Annotated in this window: 20 protein-coding genes; 4 read left to right on the top strand and 16 right to left on the bottom strand. The window is 59.8% G+C overall.

Annotation, left to right across the window (positions count from 1 at the left end):
- Positions 1-2: 2 nt before the first annotated feature.
- The 7 genes from trpB to ELH03_RS21670 all read right to left on the bottom strand — a co-directional run bounded on the left by trpB (position 3) and on the right by ELH03_RS21670 (position 6,947).
- Positions 3-1,223 carry a tryptophan synthase subunit beta gene (gene trpB / locus ELH03_RS21700; protein WP_003544114.1) on the bottom strand — a complete coding sequence of 407 codons (1,221 nt, stop codon included), beginning with the start codon at positions 1,221-1,223 and terminating at the stop codon, positions 3-5.
- Positions 1,224-1,225: 2 nt separating this feature from the next.
- Positions 1,226-1,894, bottom strand: coding sequence for a phosphoribosylanthranilate isomerase (locus tag ELH03_RS21695; protein ID WP_026230987.1), 669 nt, complete (start codon positions 1,892-1,894; stop codon positions 1,226-1,228).
- Positions 1,895-2,072: 178 nt separating this feature from the next.
- Positions 2,073-2,831, bottom strand: a complete 759-nt coding sequence (locus ELH03_RS21690; protein ID WP_128410363.1) for a M48 family metallopeptidase — start codon at positions 2,829-2,831, stop codon at positions 2,073-2,075.
- Between the two features lie 107 nt (positions 2,832-2,938).
- A complete protein-coding gene (locus tag ELH03_RS21685; RefSeq protein WP_130766629.1) occupies positions 2,939-3,373 on the bottom strand; it encodes a DUF2852 domain-containing protein in 435 nt (144 codons plus the stop codon).
- 145 nt (positions 3,374-3,518) lie between these two features.
- Positions 3,519-4,796: a polyhydroxyalkanoate depolymerase gene (locus tag ELH03_RS21680; RefSeq protein WP_128403868.1), complete on the bottom strand. Its 1,278-nt coding sequence runs from the start codon at positions 4,794-4,796 to the stop codon at positions 3,519-3,521.
- Between the two features lie 205 nt (positions 4,797-5,001).
- Complete coding sequence (locus ELH03_RS21675; RefSeq protein WP_128403869.1) at positions 5,002-5,844, bottom strand: fumarylacetoacetate hydrolase family protein; 843 nt, start codon at positions 5,842-5,844, stop codon at positions 5,002-5,004.
- 143 nt (positions 5,845-5,987) lie between these two features.
- Complete coding sequence (locus ELH03_RS21670; RefSeq protein ID WP_130766628.1) at positions 5,988-6,947, bottom strand: glutathione S-transferase family protein; 960 nt, start codon at positions 6,945-6,947, stop codon at positions 5,988-5,990.
- A gap of 275 nt (positions 6,948-7,222) precedes the next feature.
- On the opposite strand from ELH03_RS21670, the gene ELH03_RS21660 reads away from it, so the two are divergent.
- Positions 7,223-7,507: a DUF2218 domain-containing protein gene (locus ELH03_RS21660; protein WP_128403872.1), complete on the top strand. Its 285-nt coding sequence runs from the start codon at positions 7,223-7,225 to the stop codon at positions 7,505-7,507.
- Positions 7,508-7,553: 46 nt separating this feature from the next.
- Positions 7,554-8,153 (top strand): nitroreductase family protein, encoded by a 600-nt coding sequence (locus tag ELH03_RS21655; RefSeq protein WP_128403873.1) that lies wholly within the window; start codon positions 7,554-7,556, stop codon positions 8,151-8,153.
- An 86-nt stretch (positions 8,154-8,239) separates the two neighbouring features.
- On the opposite strand, the gene gyrB is transcribed toward ELH03_RS21655, so the two are convergent.
- From gyrB to ELH03_RS21630, 5 genes are all read right to left on the bottom strand, one after another.
- On the bottom strand, positions 8,240-10,675 hold the full coding sequence (gene gyrB / locus ELH03_RS21650; RefSeq protein WP_130766627.1) for a DNA topoisomerase (ATP-hydrolyzing) subunit B: 2,436 nt from the start codon (positions 10,673-10,675) through the stop codon (positions 8,240-8,242).
- 135 nt (positions 10,676-10,810) lie between these two features.
- Positions 10,811-11,188: a helix-turn-helix domain-containing protein gene (locus ELH03_RS21645; RefSeq protein WP_018244167.1), complete on the bottom strand. Its 378-nt coding sequence runs from the start codon at positions 11,186-11,188 to the stop codon at positions 10,811-10,813.
- Positions 11,185-11,751, bottom strand: a complete 567-nt coding sequence (locus ELH03_RS21640; RefSeq protein WP_130766626.1) for a Smr/MutS family protein — start codon at positions 11,749-11,751, stop codon at positions 11,185-11,187. Before ELH03_RS21640 ends, ELH03_RS21645 begins: the two co-directional genes overlap by 4 nt.
- Complete coding sequence (gene mltA / locus ELH03_RS21635; protein ID WP_130766625.1) at positions 11,751-12,869, bottom strand: murein transglycosylase A; 1,119 nt, start codon at positions 12,867-12,869, stop codon at positions 11,751-11,753. Before mltA ends, ELH03_RS21640 begins: the two co-directional genes overlap by 1 nt.
- Positions 12,862-13,566 carry a Tim44/TimA family putative adaptor protein gene (locus tag ELH03_RS21630; protein ID WP_018068923.1) on the bottom strand — a complete coding sequence of 235 codons (705 nt, stop codon included), beginning with the start codon at positions 13,564-13,566 and terminating at the stop codon, positions 12,862-12,864. Before ELH03_RS21630 ends, mltA begins: the two co-directional genes overlap by 8 nt.
- A 131-nt stretch (positions 13,567-13,697) precedes the next feature.
- Here ELH03_RS21630 and ELH03_RS21625 point away from each other — a divergent pair, with 131 nt between their 5' ends.
- Both ELH03_RS21625 and secB read left to right on the top strand, forming a co-directional pair.
- On the top strand, positions 13,698-14,204 hold the full coding sequence (locus ELH03_RS21625) for an FxsA family protein (RefSeq protein WP_130766728.1): 507 nt from the start codon (positions 13,698-13,700) through the stop codon (positions 14,202-14,204).
- Positions 14,205-14,305: 101 nt separating this feature from the next.
- Positions 14,306-14,788, top strand: coding sequence for a protein-export chaperone SecB (gene secB, locus ELH03_RS21620; protein WP_017995590.1), 483 nt, complete (start codon positions 14,306-14,308; stop codon positions 14,786-14,788).
- Between the two features lie 67 nt (positions 14,789-14,855).
- On the opposite strand, the gene dnaQ is transcribed toward secB, so the two are convergent.
- Genes dnaQ through ELH03_RS21600 form a run of 4 tightly spaced genes read right to left on the bottom strand, consistent with a single transcriptional unit; the run spans position 14,856 to position 17,625 of the window.
- Positions 14,856-15,572, bottom strand: a complete 717-nt coding sequence (gene dnaQ / locus ELH03_RS21615) for a DNA polymerase III subunit epsilon (protein WP_128410369.1) — start codon at positions 15,570-15,572, stop codon at positions 14,856-14,858.
- Positions 15,565-16,176 (bottom strand): dephospho-CoA kinase, encoded by a 612-nt coding sequence (coaE, locus tag ELH03_RS21610; protein WP_128401983.1) that lies wholly within the window; start codon positions 16,174-16,176, stop codon positions 15,565-15,567. Before coaE ends, dnaQ begins: the two co-directional genes overlap by 8 nt.
- Positions 16,176-17,033, bottom strand: a complete 858-nt coding sequence (locus ELH03_RS21605) for a shikimate dehydrogenase (RefSeq protein ID WP_128401982.1) — start codon at positions 17,031-17,033, stop codon at positions 16,176-16,178. Before ELH03_RS21605 ends, coaE begins: the two co-directional genes overlap by 1 nt.
- Positions 17,026-17,625, bottom strand: a complete 600-nt coding sequence (locus tag ELH03_RS21600) for a Maf-like protein (protein WP_128401981.1) — start codon at positions 17,623-17,625, stop codon at positions 17,026-17,028. Before ELH03_RS21600 ends, ELH03_RS21605 begins: the two co-directional genes overlap by 8 nt.
- Positions 17,626-17,629 lie beyond the last annotated feature (4 nt).

Raw genomic sequence — 17,629 nt, 5'->3', positions numbered from 1 at the left:
TCTTACAGTCCCATTCCCAGAATCTTGCCGACGGTGAAGATATCCTTGTCGCCTCGCCCGGAGAGGTTCATCAGGATGATCTCGTCTTTGCCCATCGTCGGTGCGCGTTTGATCACCTCGGCAATGGCATGCGAGGGCTCGAGCGCCGGGATGATGCCTTCGAGGCGGGTCAGGGTCTGGAAAGCCTCGAGCGCTTCGTGATCCATGATCGGCACATAGTCGACGCGGCCAGTATCGTTCAGCCAGGAATGTTCGGGGCCGATGCCGGGATAATCGAGGCCGGCCGAAATCGAATGGCCTTCCTTGATCTGGCCGTCACCATCCTGCAGCAGATAGGTGCGGTTGCCGTGCAGCACGCCCGGCGAACCGGCTGTGATCGAGGCGCAATGTTCGTCGCCCTGCAGACCCTTGCCGCCGGCTTCGACGCCGACGATCTTGACCGACGGATCATCCAGGAAAGGATGGAAAATACCGATGGCGTTCGAGCCGCCGCCGACGGCAGCGATGACGAGATCAGGCAAGCGGCCTTCGGCTGCCAGCATCTGCTCTTTCGCTTCGATACCGATCACCGACTGGAAATCGCGGACCATCTCCGGATAGGGATGCGGACCGGCTGCCGTTCCTATCAGGTAGTAAGTATCCTCGACATTGGTGACCCAGTCGCGAAGCGCCTCGTTCATGGCGTCCTTCAGCGTGCCGCTGCCTGCCGTGACCGGTTTGACCTCCGCGCCGAGCAGCTTCATGCGGAAAACGTTCGGCGCCTGACGCTCGACGTCGGTGGCGCCCATATAAACGACGCAGGGAAGGCCAAAGCGGGCGGCAACGGTCGCGGAGGCGACGCCGTGCTGGCCGGCACCGGTTTCGGCGATGATGCGGGTCTTGCCCATGCGCTTGGCGAGCAGGATCTGGCCGATGCAGTTGTTGATCTTGTGCGAGCCGGTATGGTTCAGCTCCTCGCGCTTGAAATAGATCTTCGCGCCGCCGAGTTCGGCCGTCAGCCGCTCGGCGAAATAGAGCGGGCTCGGGCGGCCGATATAATGCGCGCCGAGATGCTTCAATTCGGCCTGGAATGCCGGATCGTTCTTTGCCCTGTTCCACTCGTCCTGCAGATCAAGGATCAGCGGCATCAATGTTTCGGCGACGAAACGACCGCCATAAATGCCGAAACGGCCATCTTCATCGGGGCCGGAACGGAAGGAATTCGGTTTAGGCGTCTCGTTCACTCTCAACTCCCTGAGGCCATCATCGGCGCATTCGCCTTTTCGACCGCGTCAAAAAATTCATCGATCTTCGCGACGCTTTTCACGCCAGGCGCAGTTTCGACTCCCGAGGAGACGTCGATGCCCGGTGCCTTGGTGATGAAAAGCGCTTCTGCGACATTGTCCTTGTTCAGCCCGCCGGAAAGCATGTAGTCGACGCTGCCGTCAAGCCAGCTGAGAAGGCTCCAATCGAAGGAAATACCGTTGCCGCCAGGCAGTTCCGAACCCTTCGGCGCTTTGGCGTCGAAGAGGAAACGGTCGGCGATGCCGATATAGGCCTCGACCCGCTTCAGGTCGTCTGCCGTGCGTACCGAAAAGACCTTCATCACAGGCAGACCATAGACCGCCTTTATGGTCAGCACATGTTCGGGGCTCTCGTTGCCGTGAAGCTGCAGCATATCCGGCTTCAACAACGACACGATCTCGTCGAGTTCGTCATTGGTCGGATCGACGACGACGGCGACGATTTTCGCCTTGCCACGCGCAGGTTCGGCAAGCTTTGCCGCCAGGTCCGGCTCGATGTAACGCGGGCTCTTTTCGAAGAAGATAAAACCGATATGGGTCGCGCCGCGTTTCAGCGCGCGATCGACAGCGTCAGGCGTCTTCAAGCCACAGATCTTGATATCCGGTCTCATGGCAGCGAAGTGACACGAAATGCGGAAAGAGTCGAGCCAATTTGCGACGGACGCTGAATTTAGCGCGGCTCTCGGCTAGAGCGCCGCGCGTCCCAAGCACGCGCTAGGGACGCTCTATCGCTTTAAATCTGCGCATAATCCTTTTCGAAAAATCGATTCCGATTTTCGGGGTTATGCGCTAGTCGAAATCGATGGCATGCAGCTGGCTGCCATGCCGCTTGAGCCAGGACTTCGCCTCCTCCATACCGGGGCAAAGCTTACGGCAGAGGGCCCAGAAGTGCGGGCCGTGGTTCATTTCCTTGAGATGGGCGACCTCATGGGCGGCGAGATAATCGATCACCGAAGGCGGCGCCATGACGATACGCCAGGAAAAGCTCAGATTTCCCTCCGACGAGCACGAGCCCCACCGGCTGCGGGTATCCTTCATCGAAATCGAGCGGATCGGCGCCCGGATCGTTGCGGCATGCATCGTCGCCAGTCTTGCGAGATCGGCGCGCGCCTCCTTCTTGAGAAAGGCCGCAATGCGCCGCCCGACATGTTCCGGCATGCCGCTGACGCGCAGCACCGCCCTGCCGTCTATGGAAACCGCCTCCGTCAGCCCGCGCAAGCTGCCGCTATGCTGGATGCGATGGGAAACGCCGCGAAGGAGGATTTCGCCGCCGTCACGCAAGCCGGCATCGGTCGAAAACTTCGCAAGCTTGGTGAGCAGCCAGCCCTGGTGACGATCGAGGAAGGCATTGACCTCACGCGCCGCAAGACCTTTCGGCACCGTCATCTTCAAGGCGCGGCCACCCGGTTCGATGCGCAGCGTAATGCGTGTCGCCCGGTCATGCTGCTTGATCGTCAGCGGCATGAGCCGGCCAGCGACGTCGAGCGTCCGCATTTCGGGCGGAGCCGGCTTTCGCGCCTTCGACCTTGTTTTCAGAAGCGAGAACATGCGTGTTTTCTATACGATTCGCCGGCAAATCTAAATGATCGCCGGAAGGGCGGACATGGAAAAACCGGCATCGCGAGATGCCGGTCATCAATTCATCGTTCAGGCGTTTACGGTGTCTGGTATTCAGCGACCGGGCCGTTGTCATCGCGCTTGGCGTTCCTGCGGTCGCGCATGAAACGATCGAACTCTTCCTGATCCTTGGCGCGGCGGAGTTCGCGCAGATAGGAGTCGAATTCCTCGCGCATTTCGTCAAGCTTGCGGCGCTCTTCCTCCATCCGTTCGAGTTCGGCCTTGCGCCAGTCGTCAAAGGCGACGTTGCCGGTCGAGAAGTGCGGGCGGTGACGGCCATGCGGGCGGCGGCAGGAGGCAAAGAAGCCATCGGTCGCCTGGTTGACGTCACGCTTGAAGCCGCGCAGACGGTCGCCGAAGATGATGTAGGCAAGCATGGCAAGACCCAGAGGCCAGAAAACCATGAAGCCGAGAATCATCAGGGCAATGGTAGCCGGAGTCCAATCCGGTCGAAGCAATGCTGACTGGTTCATCGTGCGGGTATCCCTCGCTTTCCGCGCCCGGCAGAATACCGAACGCTGAAATCGATGTGGTTACCGCAATAACCGCCTTCAAGACGATTGCCCGCGAAATCGGACAAGGCCTTGAATCCGTTTTGCTAATTCAGCTATTCCTGATTCAGCCCGCCCGGCCGCCCTTGATGACACGCGGGACCGGAGGCTTCACGGCAGAACGCGAATGCTGGCGGACGAAATCGATGATGCGCGGCGCGATCTCGCGGCGGAACCGCGAACCATTGAAAACACCATAATGGCCGACATCCGGCTGAAGATAGTGCATGCGCATATCTTCGGGAATGTTCACGCAGATGGTCTGCGCCGCCTTTGTCTGGCCGACCCCGGAGATATCGTCATTCTCACCTTCGACGGTCAGAAGCGCCACATTGCGAATCGCCGCCGGATCAACGCGTTTGCCGCGATGCATCAGTTCGCCCTTCGGCAGTGAATGCTTGATGAAGACCTCCTCCACCGTCTGGAGATAGAATTCGGCGGTCAGATCCATAACGGCGAGATATTCGTCGTAGAAATCGCGATGTTTTTCCGGCTCGCCGTCGTTCTTCACGAGATGCATGAAGAATTCCTTGTGCGCGACGAGGTGGCGATCAAGATTCATCGACATGAAGCCCGAGAGCTGCAGGAATCCCGGATAGACCGGGCGCATGAAGCCCGGCTGCGGCCAGGGCACGTTCATGATGACATTGTCGGAGAACCACTGCAGCGATCGCTCCTGGGCGAGCTTATTGACCGCCGTCGGGTTGATGCGCGTGTCGATCGGGCCGCCCATCAGCGTCATCGACGCCGGCGAAAGCGGATCCCTGGCTTCTTCCATCACCGCAGCGGCTGCCAGCACCGGAACGGAAGGCTGACAGACGGCGATGACATGCGTGTCGTGACCGAGGAAATGCAGCATCTCGATGACATAGTCGACGTAATCGTCGAAATCGAACGTGCCTTCCGTCATCGGCACCATGCGGGCGTCGATCCAGTCGGTGATGTAGATATCCGCACTCGGCAGCAGCGCCTCGACCGTGCCGCGCAGCAGCGTGGCATAGTGGCCGGACATCGGCGCGACGATCAGGATGCGCGGATCATTGCCGCGGGCGGCTGGAACACTGCGCGCGAAATGCAGGAGATCGCAGAAGGGTCGCGACCAGACGACCTCTTCGCGGACGGACACCGTCCGGTCACCGATCGTCGTCTGCTTCAGTCCGAATTCCGGTTTCCCATAGCGGCGCGTCGTGCGTTCGAACATTTCGAGGCTTGCCGCCATCGTCCGGCCGAACGGCGTGTGGGAGAACGGGTTCAGCGGATTGGCATAGGCAAATCGCATGATATCGGCCGCGGCGCGAAACGGCGCCATGGCGGCATGGTTCAATTCATAAAGCTGATAAAACATTGGAAGGCGCCACCTTTCTCTATCGAAAAGATGACGCCGATTGAGGGGCATCGACTCTTTTCGTAATGCGGGCACGTAACGCAGACTAACAGGTTTCTGTTGCACAGCAACATGGACGAACCAGACCGACACAAGAAATGCCGCAGAATTGATCTCCGGCACTATTATCGACCTGAAAACTTAAGTTTCTCAAGAGGAAGCGTCGTTAACGATCCGCTACGAAAGTCTGTTTCTGCGTGCCGAGACCTTCGATACCGAGTTCGACCACGTCGCCATCCTTGAGATAACGCGGCGGCTTGAGGCCCATGCCGACGCCCGGAGGCGTGCCGGTCGAGATCACGTCACCGGGATGCAGCGACATGAACTGGCTGAGATAGGAGACGAGGAACGCAACTCCGTAAACCATCGTCTTCGATGAGCCGTTCTGCATCTTCTGGCCGTTGACCGTCAGCCACATGCCGAGGTTCTGCGGTTGCGGAATTTCATCCTTGGTTACGAGCCAGGGGCCGATCGGGCCAAAGGTGTCGCAGGATTTGCCCTTGGTCCATTGACCGGACCGCTCGGTCTGGAAAGCGCGCTCGGAAACGTCATTGGAGACGCAGTAACCGGCGACATAATCCAGCGCTTCAGCCTCCGTCACATATTTGGCTGTTTTGCCGATGACGACGCCGAGCTCGACTTCCCAATCGGTCTTTTCCGAACCGCGGGGAATGATGACATTGTCGTTCGGCCCAACGATTGCGGATGTTGCTTTCATGAAGATGATCGGCTCGGACGGCACGGTCGCACCGGTTTCGGCAGCATGATCCGAATAATTCAAGCCGATGCAGATGAACTTGCCAGTGCCCGCGACGCAGGCGCCAATGCGGCCGGGTGCGATTTCCGGAAGGCTCTTCGGATCGATGGCCGCTATCTTTGCAAGGCCTGACGGTGTGATCGCTTCGCCGCCGATATCGGCGACATGACCGGAGAGATCGCGGATCTTGCCACCGGCATCGAGAAGCGCGGGTTTTTCACTGCCTGCTTCGCCAACACGCATCAGCTTCATGGAATTCCTCCTCATCGAAAACGGATTTGCAACCACCTATGAACGAATTATTCATCGGTGTCATTACGGCTTTGCCGGGAAGCGGTACGGCTTTTCCGCGATTTGGGTGCTTTTCTGCCGAAAAGCGCCCGTATCTCTCGCCATCATGCTCTAAAAATTTCCGCCAGATCAGGGCCGACGGGAACGATCTTCGTCGGATTGAGGCTTTCGATCGAATAGTAACCGCGCTTGATGTGATCGAGGTTCACCGTTTCGGCGATGCCCGGCCAATCCAGCATGCGGCGGCAGAAGGCGCGCAGCTTGGCATAGTCGGAAAGCCGGCGCAGATTGCATTTGAAGATGCCGTGATAGGCGACGTCGAAGCGCACCAGCGTCACGAAAAGCCGGATATCGCTCTCGGTGGGATGATCCGCGAAGAGAAAAGGCCGGCCCTCGAACTGCTGCTCGACCCAGTCGAGGCAGGAAAAGACATCGGCAAAGGCTTCTTCGTAGGCGACCTGCGTGGTGGCGAAACCGGCGCGGTAGACGCCGTTGTTGAGCTCAGGATAAATGCGGTCGTTGAAAGCATCGATCTCGGTGCGCCTCTCCGCCGGGTAAAGATCGATCGGATTTTTTGCCAGGGCGCCGAAACCGCTGTTCAGCATGCGCAGGATATCGGCGGATTCGTTGTTGACGATGGTCTTTCTCTGCTTGTCCCAAAGAACCGGCACGGTGGCCCGGCCGGTGTAATCCGGTGCCGCCCTAGTATAGATTTCATGCATATAGGTTACGCCGTTGACGTGATCCTCCGTCGCGCCAGGATAGTCACCGAAGCGCCAGCCCTGCTTGCCCAGCAGCGGTTCAGCGACCGAGACGGAAATGACGTCTTCCAGGCCCTTGAGCTTGCGGCCGATCAGGGTGCGCGAGGCCCAGGGGCAGATATAGGCGACATAGAGATGGTAACGGCCGGCGCTGGCTTCGAAGCCAGCTTCGCCCGTCGGCCCAGCGCTGCCATCCGGGGTTACCCAATTGCGGAAACTTGAGGTCTGACGGACAAAGCCGCCCTTCTCGTCCTTTGCCTGAACGGGCTGCCAATCTTCCGTCCATTTTCCGTTCACCAGCATGCGCAACTTCCCAATCGATTGACTAAGGTGGTTGATTATCCTGCTTTGACGCGGGCGTCAGGCCGCTCTCATGAAGACAGTCTGTACACCCAAACTGCGACGATGCTGCGCTTGCCAAGCCGGTGAAGCAGGAAATATGACTGCGCTAAAGCACGTCGCAATCTTCCAGATTCGCTCCTTGCGCTTTAGTTTTTTATTTCTCCGCATGTCGTTATCGCAAAACCGCTGCACACTTTTACGCGACATGCTTTAGTCAAGATGACGTGGAGTTCGAAATGCATATCTCGAAGGCCGTCGTGCGGACCGAACATGCGAGCCGCTACCTGCAGCAGCTCTGCAAACACTGGAGCCACAAGTTCAGTGTCGATTTTGATGCTCTGAAGGGGCGGGTGCCGTTCAGCGATACGACCGAGGTGATGTTTGCGGCCGACGATACGGCGCTGACCATGACACTTTCCGTCGCCGATCCCTCGCAACAGGAAAGGATGCAGCAGGTCATCGACGATCATCTGAAGCGCTTCGCCTTCCGCGAAGAACTCGACATCGTCTGGTCGGACTAAGCCCAGCCCCCGATCCAAATTTTCTGGCCCAAACCCTGGAACAAGCATGACGAAGAGCAATCACCGCGAATCCGACTATCCGATCGATCCGATGTTTCTCGACCGCTGGTCGCCGCGCGCCTTTACCGGCGAAATCATCGAGGAAGCGCAGCTGCTCGGTTTGCTCGACGCCGCCCATTGGGCGCCGTCCTCGGCCAACCACCAGCCCTGGCGCTTCATCTATGGCCTCAAGGGTTCGGAGTATTGGGAGAAATTCGTCGCATTGCTCAACGATTCCAACCAGGAATGGGCAAGGAATGCATCGGCGCTGATCTTCGTCGTGTCGCGCGCCTTCACGGGGACTGCCGGCTCGGCTGAGGAAAAGCCGAGCTACACCCATTCCTTCGATGCCGGTGCGGCATGGGGGCATCTGGCGATCCAGGCGCGCCTCTCCGGCTTTTACGCCCATGGCATGGGTGGCATCAAGCATGAAGAGATCAGGCAGGCTTTCGCCATTCCCGAGGCATACCGGGTCGAAGCAGGCATCGCCGTCGGCCGCCTGGCCGACAAGAGCGTTCTTTCCGAACGCAATCAGGCGCGCGAATTCCCCAGCCAGCGCAAGCCGCTCTCCGAGATCGCCTTCAACGGCCGCTTCGTCGTGAATTGAGCGACGCCAAAGGCCAAGCAGATATCGCGCAAACGAAAGCCCCGCCATCCTAAAGATAGCGGGGCCATTTATTTCTGAAATAACAATTAGATATCGAGGTTTGCAACGCTCAGCGCATTCTCCTGGATGAATTCGCGCCGAGGCTCGACTTCGTCCCCCATCAGGCGGGCGAAGAGACCATCGGCGTCAGTGGCGTCGTTGACCCTGACCTGCAGCAGCGAGCGCACGTTCGGATCGAGCGTCGTTTCCCAGAGCTGCTCGGCATTCATCTCGCCAAGACCCTTGTAGCGCTGCATGGTGAGGCCCTTGCGGCCGCTTGCGAAGATCGCGTCGAGCAGGGCGCGCGGGCCAGAGATTTCGACGTCGCCTTCGCGCCGATGCAGAGACGGCGGCGTCTGATAGATTTCCTTGAGGCGTGCCGTCAGCTGGTCGATGTGACGGGCATCCGAGGAACCGATCAGCGCCATGTCGAGCACGACGAGTTCCCTGACGCCGCGGACCATGCGCTCGAGGCGCAGACCGCCGTCGGTTGTCACATCGCCCCGCCAGCCGCGCTCGGTTTCCTCGGCGATGATGTCGAGGCGTCCAGCCACTTCGTTTGCCAGCGCCAGCGCTCTGGCCGGGTCGCTGGCGAGCTCGGCGTTGAGGGCGCCGGCAATCGCCGCTTGTTCGACGGCGGAACGATTGTAGCGCGAATGGAGATTGTCTAGGAGCGCGCGCATGCGCAAAGCATCGAGGATAACCTCGCGCAGATCCTGGCCGGCGCGAACCTCGCCGCTACCGAGCCTCAGCGAAGCATCTTCCAGGCCCTGGCTGATGAGATATTCTTCGAGCGCCTTCTCATCCTTCAGATACTGCACCGACTTGCCGCGCGAGACCTTATAGAGCGGCGGCTGGGCGATATAGAGATGACCGCGCTCGATCAGTTGCGGCATCTGGCGGAAGAAGAAGGTCAGCAGCAGGGTGCGAATATGGGCGCCGTCGACATCGGCGTCCGTCATGATGATGATCTTGTGGTAGCGCAGCTTTTCGACATTGAACTCGTCCTTGCCGATGCCGGTACCGAGGGCGGTGATCAATGTGCCGATTTCCTGGCTCGACAGCATCTTGTCGAAACGGGCGCGTTCGACGTTCAGGATCTTGCCACGCAGCGGCAGGATCGCTTGGTTCTCGCGCGAGCGGCCCTGCTTGGCCGAGCCGCCGGCAGAATCGCCCTCGACGAGGAAGACTTCGGATTTTGTCGGATCACGCTCGGAGCAGTCGGCGAGCTTGCCCGGCAGCGAAGCGATATCGAGTGCGCCCTTGCGGCGGGTCAACTCGCGGGCCTTGCGGGCCGCTTCGCGTGCGGCGGCGGCCTCGACGACCTTGCCGACGAGAATCTTGGCTTCGCTCGGATGTTCTTCGAACCAGGTGTTCAGCGCCTCATTGACGAGACTTTCGACGACAGGACGGACTTCCGAGGAAACGAGCTTATCCTTGGTCTGCGAGGAAAATTTCGGATCGGGCACCTTGACCGACAGAACCGCCGTCAGACCTTCGCGGCAGTCTTCGCCCTGCAGCGTTACCTTTTCCCTTTTGGTGATGCCGGAACTGTCGGCATAGGAAACGACCTGGCGCGTCAGCGCTGCGCGGAAGCCGGCCATATGCGTGCCGCCGTCGCGCTGGGGAATGTTGTTGGTGAAGCACAGCACGTTCTCATGATAGCTGTCATTCCACCACATCGCGACTTCGACGGTGATGCCGTCCTTTTCGCCGCGGATGGCAACCGGCTTGTCGACGAGCGACTTCTTGGCGCGGTCTAGATAAGCGACGAAAGCCTCGAGGCCGCCGTCATAACGCAGTTCTTCCCGCCTGATGTCGGAATGGCGCTTGTCGGTCAGCAGGATGCGGACGCCTGAATTCAGGAAGGCGAGCTCGCGAAGGCGATGCTCCAGCGTGCCGTAGTCGAACTCCGTCATGGTGAAGGTGCCGGTGCTCGGCATGAAGCTCACTTCCGTGCCGGTCTCATTCGGCGCGTCGCCCGTAACCTTCAGCGGAGCATCGGCCACGCCATGGGTGAAGCTCATTTCATGGATCTTGTCGTGACGGCGGATCTTCAGCTTCAACCAGACGGACAGCGCGTTGACGACGGAGACGCCGACACCGTGCAGGCCGCCGGAAACCTTGTAGGAATTCTGGTCGAACTTACCGCCGGCGTGAAGCTGCGTCATGATGACTTCGGCAGCCGACACGCCTTCGCCGGTGTGAATGTCCGTCGGGATGCCGCGACCATTGTCGGTGACGGTCACCGAGCCATCCGGATTGAGGGTAACGGTGACGATGTCGGCATGGCCGGCAAGCGCTTCATCGATCGCGTTGTCGACGACTTCATAGACCATGTGGTGAAGGCCGGAGCCATCATCGGTATCGCCGATATACATGCCGGGGCGTTTGCGCACGGCATCGAGGCCCTTCAGAACCTTGATGGAATCTGCGCCATATTCGGTGCTTACGCCGTTTTCCGTCGCGGATGTATCGCTCATTCTGTCGAGATTTTCCCTGTTGTCGTAAAGCTGCGGCGTGCCTTGCGAATCACCGGCTTTCTTCACTCTCGTATATAGGTTTTTTGAACCCAGTTCCCAATGGCAAGCCCCTAAAACAAGGCATAAAACAGGGGATTATGACGCTTTTCCGTCGCCTTTGCCGCCATTTTCGAGAAGAGCCGATAGCCGGCCTATCTCTGCACTGTCAAGGTTGCGAATCTGCCGGGCCAGCCGGTTGGCAAATTCGGTATATTCGGGGGGCAGGCCGGAGGTGTCGATCACGACGCGCGGGTCGGACGAGCGGGCGAGCAGGAACAGTTCCTCGGCTTCATCCCAGATAATGTTGAAATAACCGGCGATGCGCTGCAGCAGATCGAAGGTCGGTAAACCACGCTTTCCATGTTCGAGCGCCGAAAGATAGGCGGGAGAGACATTCAGCGCTTCCGCCATCTCCTTCTGCGAGACACCCTTGCGCGCCCGTAGCCTGCGAACCGCCTCCCCGAAGGGTGTCATGGCCTTTCCCCATGCCGCCGCGACAGGCGAATGTAAAGCGCGCCCTCACCGCCATGGTGCTGTGCGGCCGGCTCATAGGAGGAGATCAGGTAGCGAAATTCGGGCTTCGAAAACCAGAGCGGCACGGCCCGCTTCAGCGCGCCCTCGCTGCCCATCGAGCTGCCCTTGCCCGTGATCACGAGCACATGGCGCATGCCGCGCTCGTGGGCGCGGATCAGGAAATCGAGAAGGATGGCATGAGCCTGGCTCTGCACCAGCCCGTGCAGGTCGATCCGTGCTTCGAGCGCCAACCGGCCCTTGGCGATCTTACGCTTGACCGGCTTTTCCAGCGGATGATGCACCCCAGCCGATGGCTTCGGCGGTGACGGCGCTGTCGGGTGCAGCGGCATGAGTGTGGCGGGCGTCTGCTTTTCCTGTTCCCGTTCAGCCGCCGCTTCGGCTTCGGCAAGAAAGGCATCGAGTTCGGTCAACGCCCCCGCCTTACCAGGCATCGGCCGCGTGCTGCAGGCAACCTTGCCCCAGAGGATCCTCTCATCCGCGCTCAGCTTGCGATCCCTGGCCATCAGTCGAATCTTCCGGCGGCGGCATTGGGAATGAGGATGGCGAAATCGGCGTCGTTGCGGACGGTGCCGGCACTTTCTCCGGCCATATCCCCCGAGCCGGTGAAGATATCACCCCGCGCCGGCCCGACGATCGCTGAGCCGGTATCGAGCGCCAGCATCAGCCGGCTGAACGGCCGGCCCTGGTCGAGATGGGTGAGGCTTTCGGCGTGAATGAAAAACGGAAAGCCGAAGGTATGGATCATCCGGTCGACCGCAAGCGACCGCCCGGCGAGAAGCGGCACCTTGGCGGCCGCTATCGGACCTGCCTGCGGATCGGCAACCGGCGCTTCACGGAAAAAAATATAAGAGCGGTTATGCCATAACACCTCGTCGACGCGTTCGGGATTGCGCGCCAGCCAGGCACGGATCGCCTGCATCGAAATCTCCGCCCGGTCGATCTCCCCGCGCTCGATCAGCAGCTTGCCGATCGCCGAGAAAGCATGGCCGGCCTTCGCCGCATAGGTGATGCGGCCGATACGACCATCCTTATAGCGCAGGCGGGCAGCACCCTGCACATGCACGAAGAAGACATCGACCTTCGACTTCGCCCAGGCAATTTCGAGGCCGCGGCCTTCGAGAAAACCCTGATCGATGGCGCGGCGGTCCGGATAGGCTGCGACGCGGCCGTCATGCAGACGGCCGAAAGCATAGGTCTTGTCGAGCTCGACGGGACGATTGGCGTCGTCGAGATCGATCAGATCGTCCGGGCGCCTGTAGAAAGGAAAACGGAAAATTTCGTCCGGCCGCTCCGACACGTCGATATCAGGTTCGTAGAAGGCGGTGACGAAGCCGGAATTGCCATCCTTGCGGCGGATCAGAAAAGGCCGACAGTGCCTTTCGAAAAAGGCGCGTGCCAATGCCGGAGATGACGGCGTGAAATCTTCGGCGGCGGCGAGAAGCGGAAGCAGGTCTTCCGAGCTCAGGCCAAGCGATCCGGTACGGTACGGTTTGACATCGGTGATCTGCCGCCGGCAGCTTCGCATGACTTCAAAAAGGCCGGAGGGATCATCATCCTTCCAGCCTTCCAGAGTGTCGAAGCTTATGGCCTGCAGGACGAAGTCCGATGCGTGGTCACTCATGTTCCGATTCGGTCGCCACGAGTTTCCAGTTCGGATCGCGCGAACGAGTGTCGCGGGCGAAGGTCCAGAGGTCGTTGACCTCGGCGACGTTTTCGGCGTCGCCTTCGATCAGCACATCCGCCTTGTCGTAGGTGGCCGATATCAGCTGGCTGACGATGCGCACGGTGATCTGCGCTTCGCTGCCCTTCGTTTCCGCATGGGTGATTTCGGCCTTGTCGATGCCGACGAAGGTGGACTTCACCTTCTCGCCCCGGGCTTCGCGCTCGCCGATCGCCGCATCGAACCCGTCATAGACTTCGCGGGACAGCAAGTTCTTCAGCGTTTTCCGGTCGCCATCGGCGTAGGCCATGACGATCATTTCGTAAGCCATGCGGGCGCCGTTCAGAAACTCCTTCGGGCTGAAGGCGGGATCGGCCTTGTTCAGCGCGCGCAGCGATTCGTTGAGCGGCGTTCCGGGCGCCGCGAAAGCATCGATGGCGGCGAAGCGATCCTCGTCCTCCGTCGTCGCATCGCGGCGCGGCAGCGTCACGACCTTGCCGGCATCGGCGGCTTCGGCCGGAGCCGCATCCCGCGGCGTATAGAGATCGCGCGGCGGCTTCTCATTTCCTGTGCGGCGCCCGAGCACGGAGCGGAGCTGAAAGAAAATCAGCACAGCCGCCACCAGGAAAAATAATGTGATGAAGTCGTTCGAACTCATATCGTATCGCAGCCGCCGTTAACATCTCTGATTTGTACTCCCATATAGTCTGCCTATACAGATGATTCAAATGATGGCTGGCATCTTCGCCAGCGCCAAGAGGAGACCGGCGAGCCCGGGACATGACCGAGATGCGTTTTTCGATCCTGCCAGCTTTCATTCTGCTGCTGCCGCTCGCCGAAATTGCCGGTTTCGTCGTCGTCGGCCGGGCTATCGGATTGTGGCTGACACTCGCGCTCGTCATGCTGGGTTTTGTTATCGGTGTGGTTCTGCTGCGCAGGCAGGGCATCGGTATTTTGCGCCGCATGTCGAGTGAAGGACGAAATGGGGTAATGCCGGGCCGCGACCTGCTGCGGCCGGCGATGAACGTCATCGCCTCGCTGCTCCTGATCATTCCCGGCTTCCTCACAGATATCATCGCGATCCTCATTCTCATCCCGCCGGTGCGCGATCTCGTCTGGCGGGTGATCGTCAAACGCTTCGTCGTCGTCAATGCCAAGGGCGGTTTTTCCTCCGCTCCGCAACCCGATTTCCGCGACCGCAAGCCGAACTCGAAGGTGGTCGATCTCGACGAAGAGGACTATCATAGAGAGCCGGATCGCAACTCGCCGTGGTCCGGCAAGCATCTCGGCGATTGAGGCACTGCGGCTGATCAACCGCGCCAAGCGCCCAGGGTTGTAAGCCCTTCCCTGAAATGTTAGATGGCGGCACCATTCCCATGCCCCTCGAGGAAAAGCCAATGGCAGACGATAACAACAGCAACGGTGCGACCAACCCCACCCTTTCGATCCTTGCGCAATATACCAAGGATCTTTCCTTCGAAAATCCGGGTGCGCCGCGTTCGCTGCAGGCCCGCGACAAGGCGCCGACGATCAACATCAATGTGAACGTCAACGCCAACCCGCTTTCCGATACGGATTTCGATGTCGTGCTGTCGCTGAATGCCGAAGCCAAGGACGGCGACAAGACGGTTTTCCATACCGAACTCACCTATGGCGGCGTCTTCCGGGTTGCCGGTTTCCCGCAGGAACACATGCTGCCGGTTCTCTTCATCGAGTGCCCGCGCATGCTTTTCCCCTTCGCCCGTCAGATCATCGCCGACGTCACCCGCAACGGTGGTTTCCCGCCGCTGATGATCGATCCGATCGACTTCACGCAAATGTTCGCTCAGCGCGTTGCCGAAGAACAGGCCCGCGCCAAGGTTCAGGCCGTTCCGAACTGACCGGCTCTTTCTTGTCTGAAATGCGGATGCCCGGGCTGGTCCCGGGCATTTTCAATTGAGGACCGGTTTAATCGAGGTTGGCGTATTTCGCCCAGACGCTTTTTTCACCGAGCTTGGCGACGAGCGCCTCATGTGCCTGCTCCTCGATTTGGCTGAGGCGCGGGGCGAGCGGCCGGGGCCGCTCGAGAACCGCGGCAATCACCACATCGTCTTCCATGTCACCGCGAGCTGCCTGGTTGGATTTGCCGGCCATGCCGAGGCCGAGGGCTGCCTGCCTGCCACCGATCATCTCGATATAGACTTCGGCGAGCAATTCGGAGTCGAGCAGCGCGCCGTGTTTGGTGCGGTGCGAGTTATCGATGCCGTAGCGTCGGCAGAGCGCATCGAGCGAATTCGGTCCCATCGGGTGTTTGCGCCGCGCCATCGATAGGGTGTCAAGCACCCTTTCCGGCAGGATTGGCGGCAAACCGATTCGCGCGAATTCCGCGTTGATGAAGCCCATATCGAAGGTGGCGTTATGGGCAATCCACTTCGCATCGCCGAAGAAGGTAAGGATTTGTTCGGCAACCTCCCCAAAAGGCTTCTTGTCCTTCAGGAATTCATCGGTGATGCCGTGCACGGCGAGCGCATCCGGATGAACTTTCTGATCTCCAGGATTGATGAAGATGTGGATCGTGTTGCCTGTGGGGAAATGATTGAAGAGCTCGATGCCGCCGATTTCGATAATGCGGTCGGCGCGGTTGTCGAGGCCGGTGGTTTCCGTATCGAAGATGATCTCACGCATTCCGGAAATCTCCCTTGGCAATCCGCGTTTTCAGGTCGGCGACGATCTCGAGCACCCGTTCCCTCGTCGCCGCGATACTGTGACTGGTGTCGATCAGATAATCGGCCCGCCGCCGTTTTTCCGCGTCCGGTGTCTGGCGGGAGAGAATCATGTCGAATTTTTCCTCGGTCATGTCTGGGCGCGCAAGCACCCTCTGGCGCTGAATCTGTGGATCAGTGCTGACGACGACGACGATATCCACTCTTGCCTCGGCGCCGGTTTCGAAAAGTAATGGAATATCGAGCAATACCATGTCGGCGCCGGCTGCGCGCTGTCGCTCCAGAAATTCCGTCTCGCGTTTACGAACCAGCGGATGGACGATCGCTTCCAGGCGTTGGAAGCCGTCAGGATGAACAGCGAGCCGGCGGCCAAGTTCACGCCGATCGACTGCTCCATCCTTCATCGTGCCGGGGAAGGCGGCATTCACCAGGGGTGCAGCCTCGCCGGCATAGAGATCGTGGACCACGGCATCAGAATCGTTCACCGGGATTCCGGCATCGGCGAAGAGCTTTGCCGCCGTCGATTTTCCCATTCCGATAGAGCCGGTGAGACCGATCTTCAGCATCAGTGTGATTCCATATCCGCGATGATGAGCGCGCGCAGCGCTGCGTCGACGATGGGACGCTGGCCGAACCATCTCTCGAATCCGGGCACGGCCTGATGCAGCAGCATGCCGAGACCATCGACAATGGGAAATCCTTGCTCTTCCGCCTGTGTCAGGATCGGCGTCTTCAAGGGTACATAGACGATATCGGTGACGACGGCATCGGCTGCCAGAGGCGAGAAATCGAGTTGCGGCGCCGCTTCGCCGTCCATGCCGAGCGAGGTGGTATTGATGAACAGGCCCGCACCTTTCATCACTTCGGCAAGCGCCCCGGCCGGGTGGGCTTGAACACGCGGGCCAAAGCGATCCGCGAGTTCACGCGCGCGTTCGACGGTACGATTGACGACATGGATCTCGTTGAAACCGCGATCACGGACCGCCTGGATGATCGCCCGGCTGGCGCCGCCGGCGCCAAAGACGACCGCCGTGCCATGCCGGTCCCAGCCCGGATGGCGTTCGTCGAGATTGGCGATGAAGCCGCGACCGTCGGTATTCGTCGCATGTAGCGCACCATCCTCCAGCCAGAGCGTGTTCGCGGCGCCGAGCTCGTGCGATAGCGCGTCCGGTTTGTCGGCGAGCCGGAACGCCAATTCCTTGTGGGGAATGGTGACATTGCCTCCGGTAAAGCCGGAACTGCCGTCCTTTAGCGAGTGAATGAAATCGGCAAAGGCCTCGGGTGCCACTTCATGAGCGCGGTAGCTACCCGGCAGGCCGAGCGTCTTCAGCCAATATCCGTGGATCAGCGGCGAGCGCGAGTGCTTGATGGGAAAGCCCGTGACAAACGCTTTCGGCCCGAATGTTTCACGTGAATCACCCATCGATCGCTCCGAGTTCTCGCAATTTTTTTAAGAGCGGCAGCATCGGCAGGCCAAGAATGGTGAAATAGTCACCCTCGATCTTCTCGAAGAGCTGGATGCCCTGCCCCTCCAATTGATAAGCGCCGACACTGGAAAGCGCTCGCTCGCCAACCCGCGCCAGATGTCTGGCGATAAACTCCACCGTCAGCTGCCGCATCGTCAGGTCCGCATGGGCGAGATGTTCCCACAAGACCACGCCATCGCTGATGATTGCGACAGCGCTGTTCAATCGGTGTGTTACGCCCGAAAGGGCTTGAAGATGACTGGCTGCGTCGGCCATGTCCTTCGGCTTATGGAAGACGCGGTCACCGAGCGACATCGTTTGATCTGAACCGATGACCAGGCTATCCGGAAAACGGCTGCTGACTTCCTCGGCCTTGGCCCTGGCCAGGACGATGGCCACAGTATCGGGCTTTGCGCCAGCTCTTTCCAACGGCGCTTCGACGGCCCGTTCATCGATCCCTGCGGCATGCGCCACGAAGGACAGACCGGCATTTTCCATGAGCATCCGGCGAAAGGGACTCGACGATGCAAGGATGAGTTTCGGCGTCATGGGT

Source organism: Rhizobium beringeri (assembly GCF_004306515.1).
Taxonomy (GTDB): domain Bacteria; phylum Pseudomonadota; class Alphaproteobacteria; order Rhizobiales; family Rhizobiaceae; genus Rhizobium; species Rhizobium beringeri.
Note: the sequence above shows the minus strand (reverse complement) of the source record. Positions and strands in the feature narration are given on the sequence as shown.

Coding starts and splice junctions, on each gene's coding strand:
- ELH03_RS21675 (WP_128403869.1), bottom strand. CDS start 5,844: ATGAAGCTGATGCGTGTTGGCGAAGCAGGCAGTGAAAAACCCGCGCTT.
- coaE (WP_128401983.1), bottom strand. CDS start 16,176: ATGCTGAAGATCGGTCTCACCGGCTCTATCGGAATGGGAAAATCGACG.
- ELH03_RS21625 (WP_130766728.1), top strand. CDS start 13,698: ATGCGTTTTTCGATCCTGCCAGCTTTCATTCTGCTGCTGCCGCTCGCC.
- ELH03_RS21695 (WP_026230987.1), bottom strand. CDS start 1,894: ATGAGACCGGATATCAAGATCTGTGGCTTGAAGACGCCTGACGCTGTC.
- mltA (WP_130766625.1), bottom strand. CDS start 12,869: ATGAGTGACCACGCATCGGACTTCGTCCTGCAGGCCATAAGCTTCGAC.
- ELH03_RS21680 (WP_128403868.1), bottom strand. CDS start 4,796: ATGTTTTATCAGCTTTATGAATTGAACCATGCCGCCATGGCGCCGTTT.
- ELH03_RS21630 (WP_018068923.1), bottom strand. CDS start 13,566: ATGAGTTCGAACGACTTCATCACATTATTTTTCCTGGTGGCGGCTGTG.
- gyrB (WP_130766627.1), bottom strand. CDS start 10,675: ATGAGCGATACATCCGCGACGGAAAACGGCGTAAGCACCGAATATGGC.
- ELH03_RS21605 (WP_128401982.1), bottom strand. CDS start 17,033: ATGGGTGATTCACGTGAAACATTCGGGCCGAAAGCGTTTGTCACGGGC.
- ELH03_RS21660 (WP_128403872.1), top strand. CDS start 7,223: ATGCATATCTCGAAGGCCGTCGTGCGGACCGAACATGCGAGCCGCTAC.
- dnaQ (WP_128410369.1), bottom strand. CDS start 15,572: ATGCGTGAGATCATCTTCGATACGGAAACCACCGGCCTCGACAACCGC.
- ELH03_RS21685 (WP_130766629.1), bottom strand. CDS start 3,373: ATGAACCAGTCAGCATTGCTTCGACCGGATTGGACTCCGGCTACCATT.
- ELH03_RS21690 (WP_128410363.1), bottom strand. CDS start 2,831: ATGTTCTCGCTTCTGAAAACAAGGTCGAAGGCGCGAAAGCCGGCTCCG.
- ELH03_RS21600 (WP_128401981.1), bottom strand. CDS start 17,625: ATGACGCCGAAACTCATCCTTGCATCGTCGAGTCCCTTTCGCCGGATG.
- ELH03_RS21640 (WP_130766626.1), bottom strand. CDS start 11,751: ATGGCCAGGGATCGCAAGCTGAGCGCGGATGAGAGGATCCTCTGGGGC.
- ELH03_RS21655 (WP_128403873.1), top strand. CDS start 7,554: ATGACGAAGAGCAATCACCGCGAATCCGACTATCCGATCGATCCGATG.
- ELH03_RS21670 (WP_130766628.1), bottom strand. CDS start 6,947: ATGCTGGTGAACGGAAAATGGACGGAAGATTGGCAGCCCGTTCAGGCA.
- secB (WP_017995590.1), top strand. CDS start 14,306: ATGGCAGACGATAACAACAGCAACGGTGCGACCAACCCCACCCTTTCG.
- ELH03_RS21645 (WP_018244167.1), bottom strand. CDS start 11,188: ATGACACCCTTCGGGGAGGCGGTTCGCAGGCTACGGGCGCGCAAGGGT.